The following is an 18,601-nucleotide window of genomic DNA, read 5'->3' as shown; positions in this document are numbered from 1 at the left end:
AGATACCGTCGCCAATTATATAGCCGTTGCTGGCGAGCGCCACTCGCGGGAGAACTCTCGAGACGAAGGCGGCGGATTCTTAGTGATAGCGAGAGTGGGATCGCGTAATGACCCACCAGCGAGTCCGCTCGGTGTCGACGCAGATCGAAAACCGGGACATCCGTGGGGCCGCAACGATCGCTCGCGAAACGACCCAGGCGCTACAGGCCCAAGCAGCGGATGCAGAGGCGGACAGCCCCGAGGCCTTCCGGGCGACGATGCGGGAAACTGCCAGGATCCTTCACGACGCACGCCCCGCCGACGATAGTCTCTCGAACGCGCTGCGCTACGTCTTTCAGCGAATCGAGGGCGAGACCGTCAGAGAATTGCGGGAGTCGACGACGACCGCGGCTCGGACCTTCCAGGAAAATATCGAAAACGCACGCGAGAAACTTGGACAGATCGGATCGCGACGGCTTCGGGACGGCGACACGATCATGATCCACTCTCACTCCGCTGACGCACTCGCGACGGTGGAGCATGCACTGACAGACGACAAGGAAATCGAGGCAATCGTCAAGGAGACGCGCCCCCGGAAACAGGGCCATATCGCCGCCCAGCAACTCCAAGAATGGGGCGTAACCGTTACGCTGATCGTCGACAATGCGGCTCGGCGATATCTCGACGACGCCGATCACGTCATCGTGGGTGCGGACAGTATCGCCGCGGACGGATCAGTCATCAACCAGATCGGAACGAGTGATCTGGCTGTCGTCGCCCGCGAACGCGGGGTCCCGGTCACTGTCGCCGCCCAGACCCTCCGGCTGCACCCGGACTCGCTGACTGGCCACAGTGTCGATATCCAGATGCGCGAAGACCGGGAGGTTCTCGACGAACCGACCCGAGAACAGATCGGAGAGATACACGTCGAAAACCCCGCGTTCGACGTAACCCCGCCGCGGTACGTCGACGCGATCGTCACGGAACGCGGGCAGTATCCTCCCGAAAGTGTCGTGACGCTGATGAGGGAACTCTACGGCGGCTCGACCAGAGACCCCTGGCTCGAGAGCTGATCAGCCCCAGCCGAGACGATCGAACACGCGTTTTATATGCAAAGCGCCACTTAATAGATGCGTATGGACGACGTACGCTCCCGGATCGAGCACACTGTACTCGGCCCGGAAACGACATCCGACGACGTACGGACACTGCTGGACGAAGCGAGTGAATACGGATTGCGCGCGTGTATTCCACCGTGCTATCTGGAGATGGCCAGTGAGTACGCCCCCGACGTGGAACTTGCGACCGTGATCGCCTTCCCCCACGGAAACACTACCTCCGAAGTCAAGGCCCAGGAAGCGGTCGACGCCGTCGAGGCCGGTGCCGACGAGCTCGACATGGTGTTGAACGTCGGGCGGCTCAAGGCGGGGGACGACGACGCAGTCCGGGAAGACATCGAAGCTGTCGTGGCGGCGACCACACAGCCAGTGAAAGTGATCATCGAGACGCCGTTGTTGACCGACGAAGAGAAACACCGCGCCAGTCAGCTCGTGGCTGATGCCGGCGCGGACTTCGTCAAGACGGCGACCGGGTTCGGTGGCGGCGGTGCGACCGTCCCCGACGTCGAACTCATGAGCGAGTATCTGCCAGTCAAGGCCAGCGGCGGCGTCGGCTCCTGGGCGGACGCCGAGGCGATGTTCGAGGCGGGAGCCGAGCGGATCGGTGCCTCCAGCGGCGACGCGATCGCACAGGAATACCTAGACCAGCAAGAAGCGTAACCCGCTCAACCAGTCTATTTGTGGGTGAATGTGGATTTCATCGTCGAGCGTAGCGGAACGGTCGCTGTCCAAGAGCACCGCGAGTGCGCAGGTTCGTTTTCCCACCGGGAAAGCGAGGGCTCCCGAGCCCACACTACGTTCGCGTGGACCACGTTTTTGCCACGAGCGAGTGGGCCGACGGCCCGAAACCGGATAACGTGCCGAGAGACGGCGGATACCGTCGCCGGTCGGAGCGGATCACCGCCTCGCAATCACGACTGGGTTTCGATCGCGACAAATGGAGCGACCGAACCCGAGGAGCGAACCGTAGTCTCAGAAGATACTTGCCTGTTGATAGACGTCGATGCCGTCGAGAGTAATCGCGTAAGGCTTGGTCTGTCGTGAGTGGTTGGCGTTTCGGATTTTCTGAATCTCGACAGCCAGACGGGTTTCCTGGGTATCACCGCGGACGTACTGGAGGACGAACACGGCGTCAGTCAGGTACTCGATGATGCCGTGCCGAGAGGCGTAGGGGTTATCCTCGTTGGCCTCACTGGTCAGCATCGTGGTCACGCCGGCATTTTTCAACGAGCGGGTGAAGTCAAACACTTCCGTCCGGCGTTGGGCCTGGTCGTCGTACATCATCTCCAGTAGCGACACGGAGTCAAGGACCAGCCGGTCAGCATCAAATTCCCTGACAAGTTCGGGGAACTCCGCCCGGATGTTCTTGAGGCTATTTGCCATCTCGACCGGATCGAGATCGACAATCGCTAGCTTGTCGTCCCGTTCGTATTGCTTGAAGGCCCAGCCACGCTCGTCGGCCGTATCGAGGATACTCTCGCGACTCTGCTCGAGCGTGATGAAGACCGCGTTCTCGCCGTTTTCGAGTCCATGATGAAGGAACTGTAGGCCAAACGTGGTCTTACCAGTCCCCGGCGAGCCGATGACGACCATCAGATGGCGCTGGGGGACACCGCCCTGGATCATCTCGTCGAGTCCCTCGATACCCAGGTCGATTCGCGGGATTGCAGACTCGAAGTCCTCCTCGTCGAATCCCTCGCCGTCGGCTCCCTCACCACCGTCTCCGCCCGGGCCGCCCGTCGACTCCAGGGCGCTCGCGAAGTCTTCGTCGAACAGTGAGTCGTCATCTTCCTCGACCGTCGAGTCGCCATCTTCCTCGGCGGGATCTGACTCACTCGTCCCCTCGTCTTCGAACCAGTCCTCGTCAGGGCCGGCGTCTGTCGCGCTGTCAGTGGCGTCTGCGTTCGTCGGGCTCTCGCCTTGGGCGTCGACTGGGCCGTCCCCATCGCTCTCGGAGAGGGCCTGTTCGAACCAGTCCTCGTCGTCCTCGCTCATCGGCCAATCCTCCGGCCCGCAGCCATGGGCCATCGTTGGACCCAGGGCTCAATAACTCTATCCGTGCCACCGGAGGCAGATGAGGCGTATTTATCTGTCGGGACCGGCAAGTCGATGGCATGAAACTCGGACTCGTTGGCCAGAAAGACAATCCGCGGGCCCGCTCGCTTGTCGAAGCTGTTCGAATGGAACTGGACGACATCGATATCGTCGTCGACGACGTGACTGCCGAGGCACTCGCCGACGACCGCCAGGAAACCTATGGCGGCGTCGCCACGCCGGAACTGGACGCCCCCGAACGTATTCCCGTCGCTGATATGGCTGGCTGTGACATCGTCGTCTCGATCGGCGGCGACGGTACCTTTCTGCACGCCGCTCGCGGGGCAGCCGGGACACCGATCATGGGTGTCAACCTGGGTGAAGTTGGCTTCCTGAACGCCGTTTCACCGAACGATGCCATCGAGACAATCCAAAACGTCGTCGCCGACCTCCGAGACGATGGCGAGACGCCGACCCGGAAGCTCCCCCGGTTGGAAGCCAGTGGAGAGGACTGGACGTTACCGGCCGCACTCAACGAAATCGTGGTCCAAGGCCCCCAGCGCGGCCACGGCAACGGCATCGGCGTCACGATCCGGGCAGACGATGCCCTGTATACCAGCGGTCACGCCGACGGCGTCCTCATCGCTACGCCAACCGGGAGTACGGCGTACAATCTCAGCGAAGGCGGGCCACTCGTCCACCCCAACGTTCCCGTCTGGGTCGTCACCGAGATGGCCGCTGAACGTCCGATGCCGCCACTCGTCGTCGAAGACGACACGACGATTACGATCCGGATCGAGGACGCAACGAGTGCCTCTGTCGTCAGTGACGGCCGAACCACCCAGGAGGTCGACCCACCGACACAGATCACGCTCGAGCAAGCCGAGCAACCGGTCCACGTTGCCGGGCCGGCTCTCGAATTCTTCACTGCGCTCGGTAAACTCGAATAGCCGACGCTTCTGTGGGCAAGCGGCCGAAGTTACCGATCCAGAGCCAGTGAGGCGAACAGGTTGAGATCCTCCGCGCTAAAGCGCGAGGGTTTGGGCCTGCTCATCACAGAAGCTACCCACGAGCAGTCGATGAGCGAGATCGAAAGGGGCCGATGTGATTATCGCCGTGCCGTCACGTACAGTATCGGCGCGGCAAGTAACAAGACGAGTCCGAAGAACTTGTACTGGATGACAGAGCCAAGCAAACTGCCGCCACCCGGTTCGAGTGCACCCCCTGGCGTGAGGACGAGCAGGAGACCGACACCAAGCGCCTGCATCGAGAACACTTTCCGGGATCGCATTACGAGCGCGCCCAACACGGAGAGTCCGAGCAACAACAGCAACACGTCCCCTACGTTATACTGCAGAAGGACGCTGTCGATTAGCTGCAACGGTAGGAGCCCGTTCATTCCTGTCCGTGATTGGCTCTGACGCGGCCTTTAAACTTCCGCTACCCACCGGAATCGCCGCCACGCGGCGGGATACGTACGCTACGCGTCAGTTCCCGTCCAGATCCAGCGGGCGCAACCAGCCGTACCACAGTATCAAGATTGTGCCGACGTATCCACCACCCCAGACGGCCATGCCAGCCGTCGAGTAACCGGCACTCGTGAGTGCATAATCAGCGAGTCCGAAGCCAATGATCCCTGCAAGCGCGACCGCGACGAAGGCTAGCCGTCCGTGTCGCTTTGACCCAGCCGGCTGGAAAACACGTTGGTCCACTGGTCACCACTCCACACAGGACGGACACAGTAGATCGCCGTCCACGGTCCATCGACGCTGGGTGACTGTGCCACAGGCGTCACACGCCACACCACGTGGCAAATACACGTAAGTGGGTGTCGCCGGTCGGACCTCTGGCTCCGCCGTGTCGTCAATTGGCGGATCGTCCTCGACGGAGTGAAATTCGTTCAGCGTGGCGTCTTCGACCATACAAGATATGACGGCTGTATGCTCTTAGCCGTGACGGCGAAACAACGGGGGAGGATAACCGACACCGACGAACGGACGGGCTATAGCGAACAGTCAGTTGCCGGACCAGTATCACACTCGTAGACAGTCTCAGTGCTGATCGTATCCAGCGCGAAATAATGGCCAAATCGCTGTCGACCAAGGATACGGCCCTCGACAACCGGTGCTGGCCGCGTCGACTGGTGATCACACGAACGCAGCGTCTCCTCGACGGACATGCCGACATTGTAGGACTGGTCAGTGAGTTCACTGATAACGGCGTCGGCGTCGAAGGTCCCGGCACGTTCGACTGCCCCAGCGTACTGCATGACCTGTGAATAGGCTAGGTGTGTCGGCCCCGTCGGGACTTCATCGTATTGGGCGTCGGCACCGGTGTATTCCTGACCGTACGCATTAACCAACGTGCGGGACAACGGCGTTGGATCGAACCGAACCATGACGGGATCCCACGGAATCGTCCCCAGGACGCCAGCGATTTTCGAGCCAGCAGTTTCGGCAATTCGTCGAGTCAACCGCGGGACGACAATTGTAACATCGTCGTCCAGTATGTCCTTTGCCTGTGGAATAGCGACCGCCGCATCGAACCCCGGGAGATTGAGGAACAACACGTCAGGACTTCGCTGGTTGACTGTCTCCAGTATTGGGCCAAAATCTTGGGTGCCAAGCATCACTTCCTCTGTCCCGACCGTGTTCCATCCCAAATTCGCAAACTCGGTCTGGATGTGCGATTGTACCTCTCTACCCCAATCGTTGTTGGCGTGAATCTGATGGAACCAGATGCCGTCGCTCCCGAGACGTTCTGCTAACTCTGCCCGCAACACCTTGGCCATCGAATAGGAGTTAAACATCTCGCGGAACGAATACTGCGAGCAGTCCCCGCTCGTGAGCGCATCAAGCTGGGCCCCCGTGATCATATGAATCCGCTCTCTGTTCGCGGCCACGTCGGCCTGAGCGAGCGCTGGCTGCCCCGCGGTTCCTCCACAAAGCATGACTGCCCGATCAGTATCGAACGCGTCCTGAGCCGCACTGCGGGCCGTCTCAGTGTCGCTTTCAGTGTTGCGGACGGCAATGTCGACGGTTTTCCCGAGCAAACCATCACCAGAAAGCCCATCAAAGAAATCCTCCCCAACCCAGCCACCACCCTCATTGATGTGTTTGACGGCGAGTTCCGCGCCCCGACGCTCTTCTTTGCCCTGGACGGCATAATCGCCCGAGCTCGCCACATTAACCCCAATCGTAACTGTATCGCCAGCCGCCGGTCCCGGCTGTGTCGTCGTCTCCGAACCCGAGCCAAGACACCCCGCCGTGGCGATTGCTCCAATACCCGTTGCCGCCCGAAGGAACGTTCGCCGCGACGGCTCGGTAACCTTCGAATAGTTTTCTCTCCCCATGCCCAGGTATCCTGAGGCCCATTACATCAATGTTTGGAGTCGTCACAGCGTCCGCGTTCGCCCTCAATCCAGTCTGTCTAGTAGCCAATCTGATACGATGGGGCTGCCGAGGCAAACACACCGTACAACCACAAAACCGAACAGACAGACGCGTCAAACGGGATCGAAATTTAGCAGTTACGCTCCGTCGTCCGTTGGCGACGATCCAGGTCCTGTCGGGAAGTAAAACTCGTGTTCAGCTTCCGTTTCGAAGCTCCCGAGTACGTCACCCAGTGGCCGAGCGTAGCGAGTGAGATCCTCGGCCTGCTGTGTGACTTCACTGAGTTCCGCAGCCTGTTCTTCAGCCGCACCGGCGACGTTCTCGGCCTCGGCCATCGTCTGCTCAGTGAGCTCAGCGATGTCGTTGACGGTCTCGGCGACATCCCGGAGATCAGCAAGCTGGGCGGTAACGTCGATGTCGTTGTCGTCGGCGACCGTTTCGAGTTGTTGAATCGTCTTGTCCATCGTCTTCGACAGCGTGTCGAGACGATCCATCTCCTCGTGGGCATCGTCAGAAATCTTCTGGATCGAATCTGCGACCTGCTCGGAGGCGTCACGGACGCTTTCGGCGGATTTTTGGACCACATCACCCGCGTCGTTGACCTCTTCGGCGAAGCGTTTGAGCTGGCCGGTCGTCTTCTCTAACTCGTCGATCATCTCGTTGAAATCCTCGGCGATGCGATCCATCGCCTCGTTCTCGCCGTCCGGTTCCATCCGTTGGGTGAGATCACCTTTCGAACACTGTTGCATGATGGCCGAGTACTCCTCAGCTTTGTCCTGAAGATAAGTGCTCAGTTCCATGGCCTCAGCCCGGGACACTTCCGCTTCCTTCCGGGCCTGTTCAGCCTCCTGTATCTGGCGTTTAAGCGCATCACGCATGTTCCCGAAGCTGTCGTAGAGGCGACCGATATCGTCGATCCGGTTGGAATGTATCGCGACATCGAGGTCTCCGGACTCCATCGCATCAGCACGGTCCCGCAGACGATTGATCGACCGGGACGTACTCACTCCGAGGGTCGCCCCGACAAGACCGATGAGCAACACGCCAGCGACGGTGGCAATCGTCCCCCAATTCGAGACCGTCTGGACGAAGCCAAAGACGCTACTTCTGGGAGCGTGAACCAGGACGTACCAGTCAGTTCCGTCTACAGGTGCGTACCCAACTGTATAGGATTCATCAATGATCGCTGTCGAGGCGCCCATGTTTGAAATCACGCCGGCGCGTTGAGTGCTATCCTGACGGACCTGCTTTGCGTTTTCGAGTGGGGCCAGTGTTCGGTCGTTTGTCGCATACGGTTCTAACAGCCCCGAGGACCGCTCCGACATCTGTACGATCCCAGTATGGTTAACAATCTCGGTGAAGCCACCCTCAGCGCGCTCCGCGCCACGGAGTGTCGCTGAAATATCAGCGACGGACACTTCGACCAGTAACAGTCGTTGCTGTGAGACGCCGACCGGGCTCACGATGCCGACAACGTACTCACCACCAACCCGATATACATCTGATAGTTTCGTCTCGTCTGCTTGTGCAAACGAGAGGTCGCTCACCCACTCTCTGCCCGCTTGTGTGACATCCTGATCCGCCTCTGTACCGGCACCGGCGGCCACGTATCGAGCAGCCGTCGTGGTCCGGCGATCGATAACCAAGATGTCAGAGACGGCATCGAGATCAGACCGTTCGATCCGGAGGTTCCGACGCAAGTCTTCGGTACTGTTAGCTCCCCATTCCGGGTTCGTAGAGAGGAGCTGGGCCGTCAACTTGTGTCGATCCAGCTCGTTTGCGATCAGATCGGCCTCCTGTACAGCGAGATTTTCATATTCATTTTCGACGTTGTCCTCAACCTGATTCGTCATCCCCTGAGTCGCAACGATGCCGATAACGCCGACTGAGGCAGCCATTACGAGGAGGACAACACCGAACTTCAGCGCAAACCGCCGCCGAAGCACATTTGGAATCACTACTCGAAATATGCGAACGAAGACGGAGTCAGTAGGTGGCCCCTCGTCCTCACTCATCGCACATCACCCAGAGTGCACAGCAGTGTCGAGACCAAACGATCACGTCTGTCGTGTGATCGTGAGTAGCCGTACCCAGCGTCAAGAACAATCGGTACCCGTTCAAAGCACACCCGCTCAAGTCCCGCACTTCGCTCACCCATGTAGGTGAAATGCCCCGGGATCCCACATAAGTGTTTACTGACAGCCCGCCTGGACCACTGACCGTCTTACGCGGAGTCAGCGTGGTCTCGAAGCCACTCGGTGGTCTCTTCGGCCAGTACCTGCAGATCCTCGTCGGTCGCCCCTGTGGCGAGGTCGGCGATCGAATCGGCCGCGTCGATCGCTTCGAGATTGCCCAAGGCGCGGACCGCCCGGGCCTGAACAAAGACGGAGTCAGTCTCTAATTGGCCCTCGATGACCGCAGGTGCGGTTTCGGGAACTGCATAGCCGTGTTTTGACAGTTCACTGATGATATCAATCGCCGCGCCAGCGACGAGCGGATTGGACGCAGTTGTCGCCTCGAGAATCACGTCCGCGTGTGCTGTCACGGCTTCGGGCTGCCGGCGTGCAATTTCAACAAGTCCGTTGATAGCAACTTCTTTCGTGACGCTGTACTTCTGTTGTTCTTCCCTGTTGTGGGTCCGAAGCGTCTCCCGCTCGGACATATCAAAAACGTCTCCGGCCGCTTCGAAAATATCCGCATTGTGCGTCTCGGAAACGACAGTCACCATCTCATCGGTATGGGCTGTCAGTTCCCCAGGGTGCTCGCTGGCAATGGCCGAGTACGATTGGGCAGCGAGAACGCGAATCGTGCCAACTTCCGACGTGAGCGCATCGATAAACGTCTCGATATCGTCGGTGAATTCGTCGGTGTACTCAGGGACGACGACAGCTAACGCCGCGAGGGCCTGTTGGCGGACAGCGATGTAATCGTCCGCGGCAAGGTCGAGCAACTGTGATTGGTTCGCGAGGGCTACTTCCGACTCTGCATCGACAAGTTCAGCCGCTATTTCGGCCCCTCTCGCCCTAACGTCGTTGTTCTCGTGGGCCAGATACGACTCAATATCCGTCCAGTCGACGCGGCTGGGATCTTCTCGGGCCGTTTCGAGGAGATCCACAACGACATCCATGTCGTCGTGTCTCATATGACTGGCTACCCGGGCAGTTTGGAAATACGTGACGGTTCAGTCGCTAACCTGGTTGCGATAGACTGTGGTCAAAAGCGTGCTACTGTCGGATTTCGATACCGCTCGGGAAAGCAATCCGTGATCCGGTCGCCCCCAGAACCGCCGAACGACACAGCCACAATTTCCCGCATAACGAGTAGTCACCGCAACAGACCGACGACACTCGGCGTGAGTGTGGTTTACTCCATCGAGAGCGTGATGTCGCCCTCGAAGTTGAGAATGATCTTCTGAGTGAGGTCACCAAACAGTGCCTTCCCGGTCGGCGATCGCCGCTGGCCGACGAGGAACACGTGATCGCAATCGTGTTCACGGGCAGTCTCGAGCACGACATCAGCCCGATCACCCGCTTCTTCGACCTGGACGATGATCTCGTGGGGGACAGCCATGTCACCGATTGCGTCCTCGACGATGTCACGTGTATTCTTGTGCAACCCCTCGAAGATCGCGTCGTCGTCGTAGCTCGTGTGCTCGATCTCGCCGATGAGGTCCATCGTCTCTGCGACAGAGTCGTATTCCGACGGCGAAACGACCGCCAGGACGGCAAGTGGGGCGTTCGAGCAGTCGCTGAAGTTGGCGGCTTTCTGTAATAGTTCTTTCTCCGCGTTGCTTTCGGACAACAAAACGGCTAATCCACGTTCCATGTGACCACATTCCAATGAAACTCATTTGAATGTAGTGGTTTCTCCGATGGCTGCAAATCAAAAGGGCCCCGTCTAGCCCCGCTTTCACGGATACACACGTCGATTCGAATCGAGATTCCTGACGTTTATGAGACGGTACTGCCAAGCGCCACCATGGCCGAAGACAAGTGGTCGTACGTCTGCAGCCAGACGCAGTATCTCTACACACTCATCATCGCGTTGTTCATGGCGCTGTTGCTCACGTTCTTTGCACTTTTCTTTGGTGAACCAGGCACAATGTCGTACACGATCGCAATTTTCGACCTCGTACTTGTCGTGGTTGCCTTCGGGATTACCACCCTCATCTACCGGAAATGTCTACAGCGAGAAGACGTAACCGTTGGGTGATGCAAGTCACGGCGAATTATCGGAGCTGATTCTGCCGGTACTGGCGTGAAATACAACAGCGAGGGGTATCCGATTCGTCGGGGGACAGGGCCGACAACGTTGCTGCGTAGACGGAGAGCCCAGCCGGTTACTTAGTCCTGCAGGGGCTGGCTCTGCCAGTACTCGTGGTTGTCGTACTCACGGAAACACGACGCCCAGTGATCGATGTCGACGTTCTCAATCGTCTGGGGCTGGGGTGTCTCCTGCTTGCACGCTTCACGAGCTTCCGGACACCGCGTGTGGAACCGACAACCCGAGGGCGGATCGACCGGGTCCGGAATGTCGATCTTGCGCATCGGCATATCCTTCGATTGCTCGTCGAGGTTCAGGTTCGGCGTCGCCCACCGCAGCACTTCCGTGTACGGATGACGCGGGTTCTGGGTGACCTGTTCGGGCGGTCCGACCTCAACGAGTTCGCCCAGGTACATCCCACCGATGCGGCCGTCGCCGTGTTCGGTGAAGTACCGCGCGTTCGAGAGGTCGTGGCTGATGAAGAGGAACGACGTGCTGAACTGTTCTTGGAGGTCCAGCATGAGGTCCATCATCTCAACGCGCAGGGAGACGTCAAGCGCCGAAATGGCCTCGTCAGCCAGGATCATGTCAGGGTTCATCAACAGCGCCCGGCTAAGCGCAACGCGCTGTTTCTCGCCACCGGAAAGCTGGTGGGGATAGCGCTCGGCGTAGTCCGTGGCCGGCGTCATCCCGACGTGCTCCAGCAGGGAATAAATGCGCTCCAACATTTGGTTGGTGCTCATCTCCGGGTGGGTCTGTTCCAGCGGGACTTGCAGGATCGACTTCACCCGTCGGTTGGGGTTCAGCGACGACCCGGGATCCTGATGAATGATCTGCAGCGAATTGCGGATTTCCGAGAAGGGGATATCGGCATTGCCACGCCGTGCTTCCCAGACATCTGTACCGCGGAACTTCACACTGCCACCAGTCGGTTCCTGTAGGCCGATTGCGGTCTTGCCCAGCGTGGTTTTCCCACAGCCGGATTCGCCGACCAGCGCCACAACATCTTCCTCGTAAATATCGAGGCTGACGCCGTCGACCGCCCGGACGATCTCCGCGTCGTCAAAGAGATCCAGGAAGCCGCCCTGGTTCTCGAAGTGGACTTCGACGTTCTCTAAGGAGAGTAGCGGTTCTTCGGAACGCATCAGTTCTCACCTCCACGTTCGTCGTCGGTGTCACGCACCTGCTCACCGCTGTCATCGCGCGCCTGTAGATGATTAAGTGACATCCGCTCTTTGGCTTCCCGCCAGTTGAAACACGCGACGCCGTGGTCGGTCTCCGGCAGGAAGTACTCGGGTTCGGATTCGATACACTTCTCTTCGGCGAACGGACACCGGGGATGGTACGAGCACCCATCGGGGACGTTCACCGGATCTGGGCTCGCCCCTTCGATAGACTGCATCTCGTCAAGCGGTGCGTCTAGGTTCGGTGTTGAATTGAGAAGCGCACGTGTGTACGGATGTGCGGCCTTATCGAGCAAAGCCCGGGTCGGACCGATCTCGACGAGCTGGAAGGCGTACATGATTGCCATCCGATCGGCCAGCGAGGCCACCAGTGGCAAGTCGTGGGTGATGAACAGCATCGTCAGGTCGTAGGACTCCTGAAGCTCCTCCATAAGCATGAGGATCGATCGCTGCATCAGGAGGTCCAGGGCCGCCGTCGGCTCGTCCATCACCAGCACGTCCGGTTCCAGTACGACCGACAGCGCCAGCAACGCCCGCTGGCGCATACCACCGGACAGTTCGTGCGGATAGGAATTGAGGACCCGATCGGGCTGGAGATACAGGTCAGAAAGGAGTTCACGCGCTCGCTCCATCCCCTCTTTGACGTTGTGATCGTGCGTCTCCAGAGTCTCTTTGAAATGAGCTTTGACCGATAATACCGGGTTGAACGAACTCATCGCCCCCTGAAAGACCATCGAGATGTCTTCCCAGCGGACCTGCCGGAGCTCTTCTTTCGAAAGGGACAGCAGATCTATCTGATCGCGATCCTCGGGATTGTAGCGGATCTGGCCGGCCAATTGTCCGGGGTCCGGCACGGAGTCAAGCATCGCCGAGGCCAGCATCGACTTGCCTGAACCCGATTCCCCGACGACACCGATAATCTCCTCCCGTTCGAGTTCGAGATGGACGTCGTCCAAGACACGCGATTCACCACGATCCATGTCGTAGGTGACCCGCGCATCGTGGATCTGCATGATTGGATCGTGGGCGTCCAGACTCGTTACAGTCATTTCCACATCGTCATCCGTCGACGTATCGTCGTAATCTGTACTCATCGTTACATAGCACCTCCGAAGGTGTCGACTTCGCCTTCCTCAGCGTCACCTTCGACAGATTCTGATTCGCCGGCCAGCCGGGTCCGGACACGCGGGTTGAACACGCGGTCCATCCCCTGAGCGATGAGAATCAGCCCAAGCGACAGGAGCATGATCATCACGATCGGCGCCATAAGCCAGACGTACGAACCGCCGAGAATTGCACCCTGAGTGTAGGCGTTGTTGAGGACAACACCCCAGTTCGCGTTCGTATAGGGAAGGAATCCAAGGTAGTACAACCCGACCGAGAAGAAGATCACGGCCCGGCATGCGTTGACGAAGTTGACCGTGATGTACGGCATCAGGTTCGGGATGATATCCTTGAACATGATGCGCGGCGTGCTGACGCCCATTACTCGGGACGCCTCCACGTAGCTGTTCTCACGGATCGAGAGGGTCTGTGCCCGAATCGCTCGCGAGAGGCCTGCCCAGTAGTTGATCGTAATGATGATACCGATAATAGCGGGATTCGTCGGCCGCAATGTTGAGGTCAACACCAGGACGAGCGGGAGTCCCGGGATCGACATCCCGACGTCAGCGGCGAACATCAACGCGCTGTCGACTCGCCCGCCTTTGAACCCAGCGAAGGTGCCGACGAGCACGGCGATGACGATCGCGAAGACTGCCCCGGAGACGATCATGATGAGCATCTCCGGCGTTGCGTGAATCATCAACGAGAGGATATCCTGGCCGATGGTGTTCGAACCGAGGATCGCGGACCCTTCTTGGAAGGCCTGTAGCATCGGCATCTCCTGGCTCGCCTCTGGGGGCCGGTAGAGATTGAACTGTGCGATCACAGCGAAGAGGAGATACAATCCGACGATTGCGTAGCCGATCCGCGTTCGCCAGTCCGACCACGCGACGAGGCCCGGCTTGTAGAGATACTCCTCGTAATACTCGCGTAGCTTCTCACGACGCGTCATCCCGACTTCCTGGGAGGCGTCGTAGGTCCATTCGAGCCCGTCTTGGGAATCAGTTTCAGAATGCTTCACTTTGATCACCCGTTTCGATACGCGGATCGATCTTCCCGTAGGTCAGGTCGGCAATATAGATACCGACGACTAGTGCGACGGTGATCATGATGAACACGCCCATGATCACCGGATAGTCGCGGACTTCGAGCGCTTCGATAAACTTGAGTCCGATACCGGGATAGTTGAAGATCTCTTCGAGAATTACGGTACCGCCGAGCAACCAACCGAGCGAGAGTAGAAAGCCCGTATACAGCGGCAGGATTGCGTTCCGTCCGACGTACCAGAGCGCGATCCGGGAATCGGATAACCCACGCAGTCGGGCGACCCGAACGAAGTCCTCGCCGAGGATCTGGATGCTGTTCCCACGGAACGACAGCGCCCGAACGCCGTACTGGGTTATTACCATCGACGCGATCGGCAATGCCCCGTGATAGATTACGTCGAGGATGTACGTCACTGAGAGCCCTGGATCGATGGCGTCTCCGTACCGGTTCCCGACCGGGAACAAGCTCATTTCGTACCCGAGGATCCAGACGAGCACGATCGCGAGCACGTAGAACGGGATCGACGTGAACACGATCGCGATGGCTGAATTTACTGTATCGAACAGACTGCCTTCCCAGTAGGCCATCAACGCACCGATTACGACAGCCATGATGTGGAAGAGAATAATCGACGAGATGACGATAAACAGAGTCCACGGGAGTGCCTCTGCCAGAATCTCGGTGACTGGCGTCTGGCGCTGGATGAAGACAGATTTCCCCAGACTCCCGTTCAGGAAGATGTTACTCATATAGCTTATGTACTGATCCAACAACGGGGCGTCGGGGTTGACACTGAGATACAGTTCGATACGCTGGGCGATGACTTCCGAGGGAACATCATCTTGCATCAATTGAGCCCGTAACGCCGTTGCAGGGCCCCCTGGCAGGAAACGCACCAGCCCGAATGCAATGGTAACGACGGCATAGAGCGTCACTACCATTTGTCCAGTCCGTTTTATGTAGTAATTTACCATGTGTAGCTAGTCAGTTTGTGGTATTTGGCGATTATGAATTGGCTCAGAACGCGATCAGTGCGCTCTGTTCAGTTCTAGTCTCCTTTGTAGGAGATGTCGCCCTGCTTGGGCAGCCAGCACGAGGGCCACTTGACGCCTGCTGCCGTCGAGTCTTCGTCGGGGGCGGCCCACGCGTCACTCTGCTCGTACCACGACTGCTCGAGCTTCGTCGAGAGTGGCATGAACGCCTGATCGGCGTTGAGCACACGGTGAAGGTCACGCACCGTCTGTGTGAGTTCCTCCTCATCGGTGAGTCGGGGAATACTGTCGACCAGTTCGACCGGGTTGGCAGACAGTTCGCCACCGTTACCGTCTGGCACGGTGATCTCCTGCCCGTCGCCATCGTTCCAGCCGGGGTAATTGTGGATATTTCCAGCACTCCAGACGTATCCGACCTGGCGTCGAGCCGAGTAGTAGGGGAAGGCACCACGCGGCCCACCAGACATCCAGGAGTACGTGTGGATCTGGAACTTGCTGTTGGGCAAGATGTCGCCCCAGGCAGAGCCGCCGGGGACGGTGTTCAGCGAGGCATCGAAACCAAAGTCGTTAAGCTGGCTGACAATCGTCTGGGACGCCGTCACCCAGTCAGACCAGCCGGCAAAGACACTGACTTCGAGTGATGCAGCCTTGCCGTTGGAGTCTTTCCAGGTGCCGCCGTCTTGCGTATAGCCCGCTTCTTCGAGTAGTTCCTTGCCGCGTTCAACATCTTCGAAGCGGAGGTAGCTGTCCATGGTGTCACCGAGCCACTCTTCCTCCGGTTGGCCCGGACAGAGGGCACCAGGCGTCGCCGCCATCTCCTTGGTCCGCGGGCCAGCGTTTTGCTTGACAACGCTGCGATCGATCGCGTGCTGGATAGCCTGGCGGACCTCGCGGTGTTCGACGTGCGGACGCTCGTGGTTCGGCATGAGCCCATAGCCCCAGTACGCCGGTGGACGTGCCTCTTCGAACTTGTCCGGCACGTTTGCCGCGATCCGTGGCGGGGCATACAGGCTCATCACGCTGTTGACTTTGCCCGAGACCAGCTGGGACTGCTTGTGCTGGTTGCTCGGCGAAGCACCCCAGTAGTAGTTCGAGAAGTTAATGTTGTCAACGTCCGGATGCTCGTCGTTGCGCGACAGCCGAACCCCATTGGCGTCACCGCTATCAAATGTCCACGGCGCAGCCGTCATCGGCGGGCTCGATGGTGAAAAGTTCGACACTTCTTGGTTGGTGGAGTCACTCACCCCGTCAACCCCATTCTCTTGCATCTCCTTCCAGAGAGTGGCAAACGGCGTCCCCTCCTTTGCACGAATGTTCGTCTGGATGGCACCGATCTCGTGTTCTAGGGCTGTTGGGTTTGCGGGCTCAGGAAGTTCGAGAACCAGCGTCTTGTCGTCGGGCGTCTTGATGTTATCGAGCGTATCGATATAGTCCCAGACCCCGCCACCGACGATGTAGCTGGCAGCGATCTCCTGTTTGAGATGTATGGACGTGTAGTCTGTCCCGTCGGCCCACGCGTAATCGCTCCGAATATTGAGTTCAGCCCGCTGGGGCTCGATAGTGTAGTCTTCAAGCGCGTACGGGTAATACTCCCGCTCGCTGAAGTTGTACGCGATGAGTCGATCGGTCAGAGTCCACGCGATCCAGCCCGCGTACGAAGAGCTGTTGAGGTGGTTGTACTGCAGATCGGCGGTCGCCGCCGTCTGGTTGAGATTGTTGTATTCAGCGTCGAAGACCTGTGTCGAGGAGTCAGGCGTACTGTCGTCCGTCTCGCCGCCATCCATCGGCGTGTCTTCGTCACCACTCCCTTCAGTGGTCGTGTCGCCACCACCACAACCCGCGAGGGCTGCCGCCCCGGTCGCTCCAGCGATCTGAGCGAACCGACGGCGACTGATCGTACTATAGTCGTCTGACTGTTGGTTCTCCACCATAGTCCACGTGGAACTCGCCTGCCGGACAGTATTAAGTATTTTGGCTCCGGATCGGGGAAGGGTTCCAAACAACCGAGAAGGCCGGTCTGTATCACTCTATCCCAGTTCTGAAGAGATAAGTAACCAATCGTTAACGACAGGGAGTGAAGTACCAGACTCGCTACGGCTCGATCCGCTCGACACCCGTTTCGGTCCCGAGGTAGACGACGTCAGCGAAGTCGAGGCACAGTCCGTTTTCGACGACGCCGGGGAGCACCGAGAGGGCTGAAGCAAGCGCCGCTGGATCTGTGATCTCGCCAAAGTCACAGTCAAAAATTAGGTTCCCATTATCAGTGACGACGGGGCCACTCTTGCGTTCGGCCCGGCGAAGTATTGGTTCGCCATCAAGATCGTGGATTGCGTCGGCAGCGGTCCGACGGGCATCAGGGAGAATTTCGACCGGGATTGCGGCGTCGAGGACATCCGCTCGTTTCGTCGGGTCGACGACAATCACCAACTCCTCGGCCGCACCGTCCACAATCTTCTCGCGAGCATGGGCCGCACCACCCCCTTTTATCAAATCACTGCCGGCGAACTGATCAGCACCGTCGATTGCCACGTCGAGACGGCCCTCTGTCTCTTCGAGCGTTGTCAATTCGATCCCAACTTCGGTGGCGACTTCGCGGGCCTGGAAAGAAGTTGGCACACCGATAATATCCAAGCCGTCCGCAACCTTCTGACCGAGCAGGCGAATCGCATGTTCGGCCGTACTACCGCTGCCAAGACCAACCATATCGCCGTCCGTGACGGTCTCGACAGCACGTTTGCTGGCACGTCGCTTCGCCGCCTTGCGTGTGGATTCGTCCATGTCTGTACGGATTTCACGACGACTGAAATAGCTGCTGTTCCTAGGTATCGTTTCAACCCCTCCCTCTTCGCGGACTAACCTGCCGGCGGTAGACCTCCTCAAGCCGTCTCTGATTCTGTGTCCCGGTCAGCCGTAGCCGTAGTAGCGTCGCCGTCCGCTTCTGTTGCCTGGCGGTCGGCTTCGAGTTCGTCGTCGATGTCGTCCGTCCCCAGCGCCGCCATCGATTCGACAGTGATGACGTTACCACCGCCGGGGTCGACGACAATCACCTCCTCGCCGACGGGGATCTCCTCGTCGAACGCGCGGGCCCGGTAGAGCGGATTGAAGCCACCACTGTCGAGTTTCACTTCTCCGTCCGTGTCGGTGACGCGTTCGGTCACCCGACCAGTCTTTCCCTTCAGCGAGTCGGAATCACTCGTCCGGCCGGCACCCTTCCCGCCGTAAAAGTCGAACTGCCGGTAGATGTACAGCGAGATGCCCCCGACGGCAACCACCACGCCGGCCATAATCACCAGCGAGAGGACACCAAGGGACGCGGGGAGGGCAAGCCCGACCAACCCGGCGACCAGCAGCGCGATCCCCAGGACGATGAAGTGCGCCCCCGGAGCAAAGGCCTCGCCGATGATCAACAACGCTCCTGCCAGCAACAGTAACAGTGAGAGGTCCGTCCCGAAGACCATCGCCATACCCGCGTTTCGGCCCGGGATGGG

19 protein-coding genes are annotated in these 18,601 nt (G+C 59.0%); 4 read left to right on the top strand and 15 right to left on the bottom strand.

The features are described 5' to 3' along the window. The first annotated feature begins 107 nt into the window (after positions 1 to 107). Together HZR20_RS05580 and deoC are read left to right on the top strand one after the other, a co-directional pair. Positions 108 to 1,052, top strand: coding sequence for a ribose 1,5-bisphosphate isomerase (locus HZR20_RS05580; RefSeq protein ID WP_181685601.1), 945 nt, complete (start codon positions 108 to 110; stop codon positions 1,050 to 1,052). 57 nt (positions 1,053 to 1,109) lie between these two features. After that, on the top strand, positions 1,110 to 1,757 hold the full coding sequence (deoC, locus tag HZR20_RS05575) for a deoxyribose-phosphate aldolase (protein ID WP_181685600.1): 648 nt from the start codon (positions 1,110 to 1,112) through the stop codon (positions 1,755 to 1,757). A 312-nt stretch (positions 1,758 to 2,069) separates the two neighbouring features. Here deoC and HZR20_RS05570 read toward each other — a convergent pair whose 3' ends face one another. Next, positions 2,070 to 3,092, bottom strand: coding sequence for a KaiC domain-containing protein (locus HZR20_RS05570; protein ID WP_181685599.1), 1,023 nt, complete (start codon positions 3,090 to 3,092; stop codon positions 2,070 to 2,072). Positions 3,093 to 3,211: 119 nt separating this feature from the next. On the opposite strand from HZR20_RS05570, the gene HZR20_RS05565 reads away from it, so the two are divergent. Continuing rightward, positions 3,212 to 4,081, top strand: coding sequence for an NAD(+)/NADH kinase (locus HZR20_RS05565; RefSeq protein WP_181685598.1), 870 nt, complete (start codon positions 3,212 to 3,214; stop codon positions 4,079 to 4,081). 158 nt (positions 4,082 to 4,239) lie between these two features. Here HZR20_RS05565 and HZR20_RS05560 read toward each other — a convergent pair whose 3' ends face one another. The 7 genes from HZR20_RS05560 to HZR20_RS05535 all read right to left on the bottom strand — a co-directional run bounded on the left by HZR20_RS05560 (position 4,240) and on the right by HZR20_RS05535 (position 10,348). Then, a complete protein-coding gene (locus tag HZR20_RS05560) occupies positions 4,240 to 4,530 on the bottom strand; it encodes a hypothetical protein (RefSeq protein WP_181685597.1) in 291 nt (96 codons plus the stop codon). An 88-nt stretch (positions 4,531 to 4,618) separates the two neighbouring features. Further along, a complete protein-coding gene (locus tag HZR20_RS05555) occupies positions 4,619 to 4,843 on the bottom strand; it encodes a hypothetical protein (protein WP_181685756.1) in 225 nt (74 codons plus the stop codon). Between the two features lie 3 nt (positions 4,844 to 4,846). Then, on the bottom strand, positions 4,847 to 5,053 hold the full coding sequence (locus HZR20_RS14865) for a DUF7573 domain-containing protein (protein ID WP_449272328.1): 207 nt from the start codon (positions 5,051 to 5,053) through the stop codon (positions 4,847 to 4,849). 80 nt (positions 5,054 to 5,133) lie between these two features. Next, positions 5,134 to 6,483 (bottom strand): ABC transporter substrate-binding protein, encoded by a 1,350-nt coding sequence (locus HZR20_RS05550; RefSeq protein WP_181685596.1) that lies wholly within the window; start codon positions 6,481 to 6,483, stop codon positions 5,134 to 5,136. A 177-nt stretch (positions 6,484 to 6,660) separates the two neighbouring features. Further along, positions 6,661 to 8,421, bottom strand: a complete 1,761-nt coding sequence (locus tag HZR20_RS05545; protein WP_181685595.1) for a HAMP domain-containing protein — start codon at positions 8,419 to 8,421, stop codon at positions 6,661 to 6,663. A 326-nt stretch (positions 8,422 to 8,747) separates the two neighbouring features. Then, a complete protein-coding gene (locus tag HZR20_RS05540; RefSeq protein WP_181685594.1) occupies positions 8,748 to 9,665 on the bottom strand; it encodes a hypothetical protein in 918 nt (305 codons plus the stop codon). A gap of 221 nt (positions 9,666 to 9,886) precedes the next feature. Beyond that, a complete protein-coding gene (locus HZR20_RS05535; RefSeq protein WP_181685593.1) occupies positions 9,887 to 10,348 on the bottom strand; it encodes a universal stress protein in 462 nt (153 codons plus the stop codon). Between the two features lie 153 nt (positions 10,349 to 10,501). Here HZR20_RS05535 and HZR20_RS05530 point away from each other — a divergent pair, with 153 nt between their 5' ends. Continuing rightward, positions 10,502 to 10,735 carry a hypothetical protein gene (locus HZR20_RS05530; protein WP_181685592.1) on the top strand — a complete coding sequence of 78 codons (234 nt, stop codon included), beginning with the start codon at positions 10,502 to 10,504 and terminating at the stop codon, positions 10,733 to 10,735. 131 nt (positions 10,736 to 10,866) lie between these two features. Here the strand turns inward: HZR20_RS05530 and HZR20_RS05525 are convergent, their stop codons facing one another. The 7 genes from HZR20_RS05525 to HZR20_RS05495 all read right to left on the bottom strand — a co-directional run bounded on the left by HZR20_RS05525 (position 10,867) and on the right by HZR20_RS05495 (position 18,577). Further along, positions 10,867 to 11,931 carry an oligopeptide/dipeptide ABC transporter ATP-binding protein gene (locus HZR20_RS05525; protein WP_181685591.1) on the bottom strand — a complete coding sequence of 355 codons (1,065 nt, stop codon included), beginning with the start codon at positions 11,929 to 11,931 and terminating at the stop codon, positions 10,867 to 10,869. Continuing rightward, positions 11,931 to 13,019, bottom strand: a complete 1,089-nt coding sequence (locus tag HZR20_RS05520) for an ABC transporter ATP-binding protein (protein ID WP_181685747.1) — start codon at positions 13,017 to 13,019, stop codon at positions 11,931 to 11,933. Before HZR20_RS05520 ends, HZR20_RS05525 begins: the two co-directional genes overlap by 1 nt. A gap of 47 nt (positions 13,020 to 13,066) precedes the next feature. Then, positions 13,067 to 14,095: an ABC transporter permease gene (locus HZR20_RS05515; protein WP_309484900.1), complete on the bottom strand. Its 1,029-nt coding sequence runs from the start codon at positions 14,093 to 14,095 to the stop codon at positions 13,067 to 13,069. Further along, complete coding sequence (locus tag HZR20_RS05510) at positions 14,082 to 15,095, bottom strand: ABC transporter permease (RefSeq protein WP_181685590.1); 1,014 nt, start codon at positions 15,093 to 15,095, stop codon at positions 14,082 to 14,084. Before HZR20_RS05510 ends, HZR20_RS05515 begins: the two co-directional genes overlap by 14 nt. Before the next feature lie 74 nt (positions 15,096 to 15,169). After that, complete coding sequence (locus tag HZR20_RS05505; protein ID WP_181685589.1) at positions 15,170 to 17,044, bottom strand: ABC transporter substrate-binding protein; 1,875 nt, start codon at positions 17,042 to 17,044, stop codon at positions 15,170 to 15,172. 160 nt (positions 17,045 to 17,204) lie between these two features. After that, positions 17,205 to 17,891: a ribose-5-phosphate isomerase RpiA gene (gene rpiA, locus HZR20_RS05500; RefSeq protein ID WP_181685588.1), complete on the bottom strand. Its 687-nt coding sequence runs from the start codon at positions 17,889 to 17,891 to the stop codon at positions 17,205 to 17,207. Positions 17,892 to 17,989: 98 nt separating this feature from the next. Next, positions 17,990 to 18,577, bottom strand: a complete 588-nt coding sequence (locus tag HZR20_RS05495) for an NfeD family protein (protein WP_181685587.1) — start codon at positions 18,575 to 18,577, stop codon at positions 17,990 to 17,992. Positions 18,578 to 18,601 lie beyond the last annotated feature (24 nt).

The sequence above is a fragment of the Halorhabdus salina genome (assembly GCF_013839425.1).
In the GTDB taxonomy this organism is placed as follows: domain Archaea; phylum Halobacteriota; class Halobacteria; order Halobacteriales; family Haloarculaceae; genus Halorhabdus; species Halorhabdus salina.
Note: the sequence above shows the minus strand (reverse complement) of the source record. Positions and strands in the feature narration are given on the sequence as shown.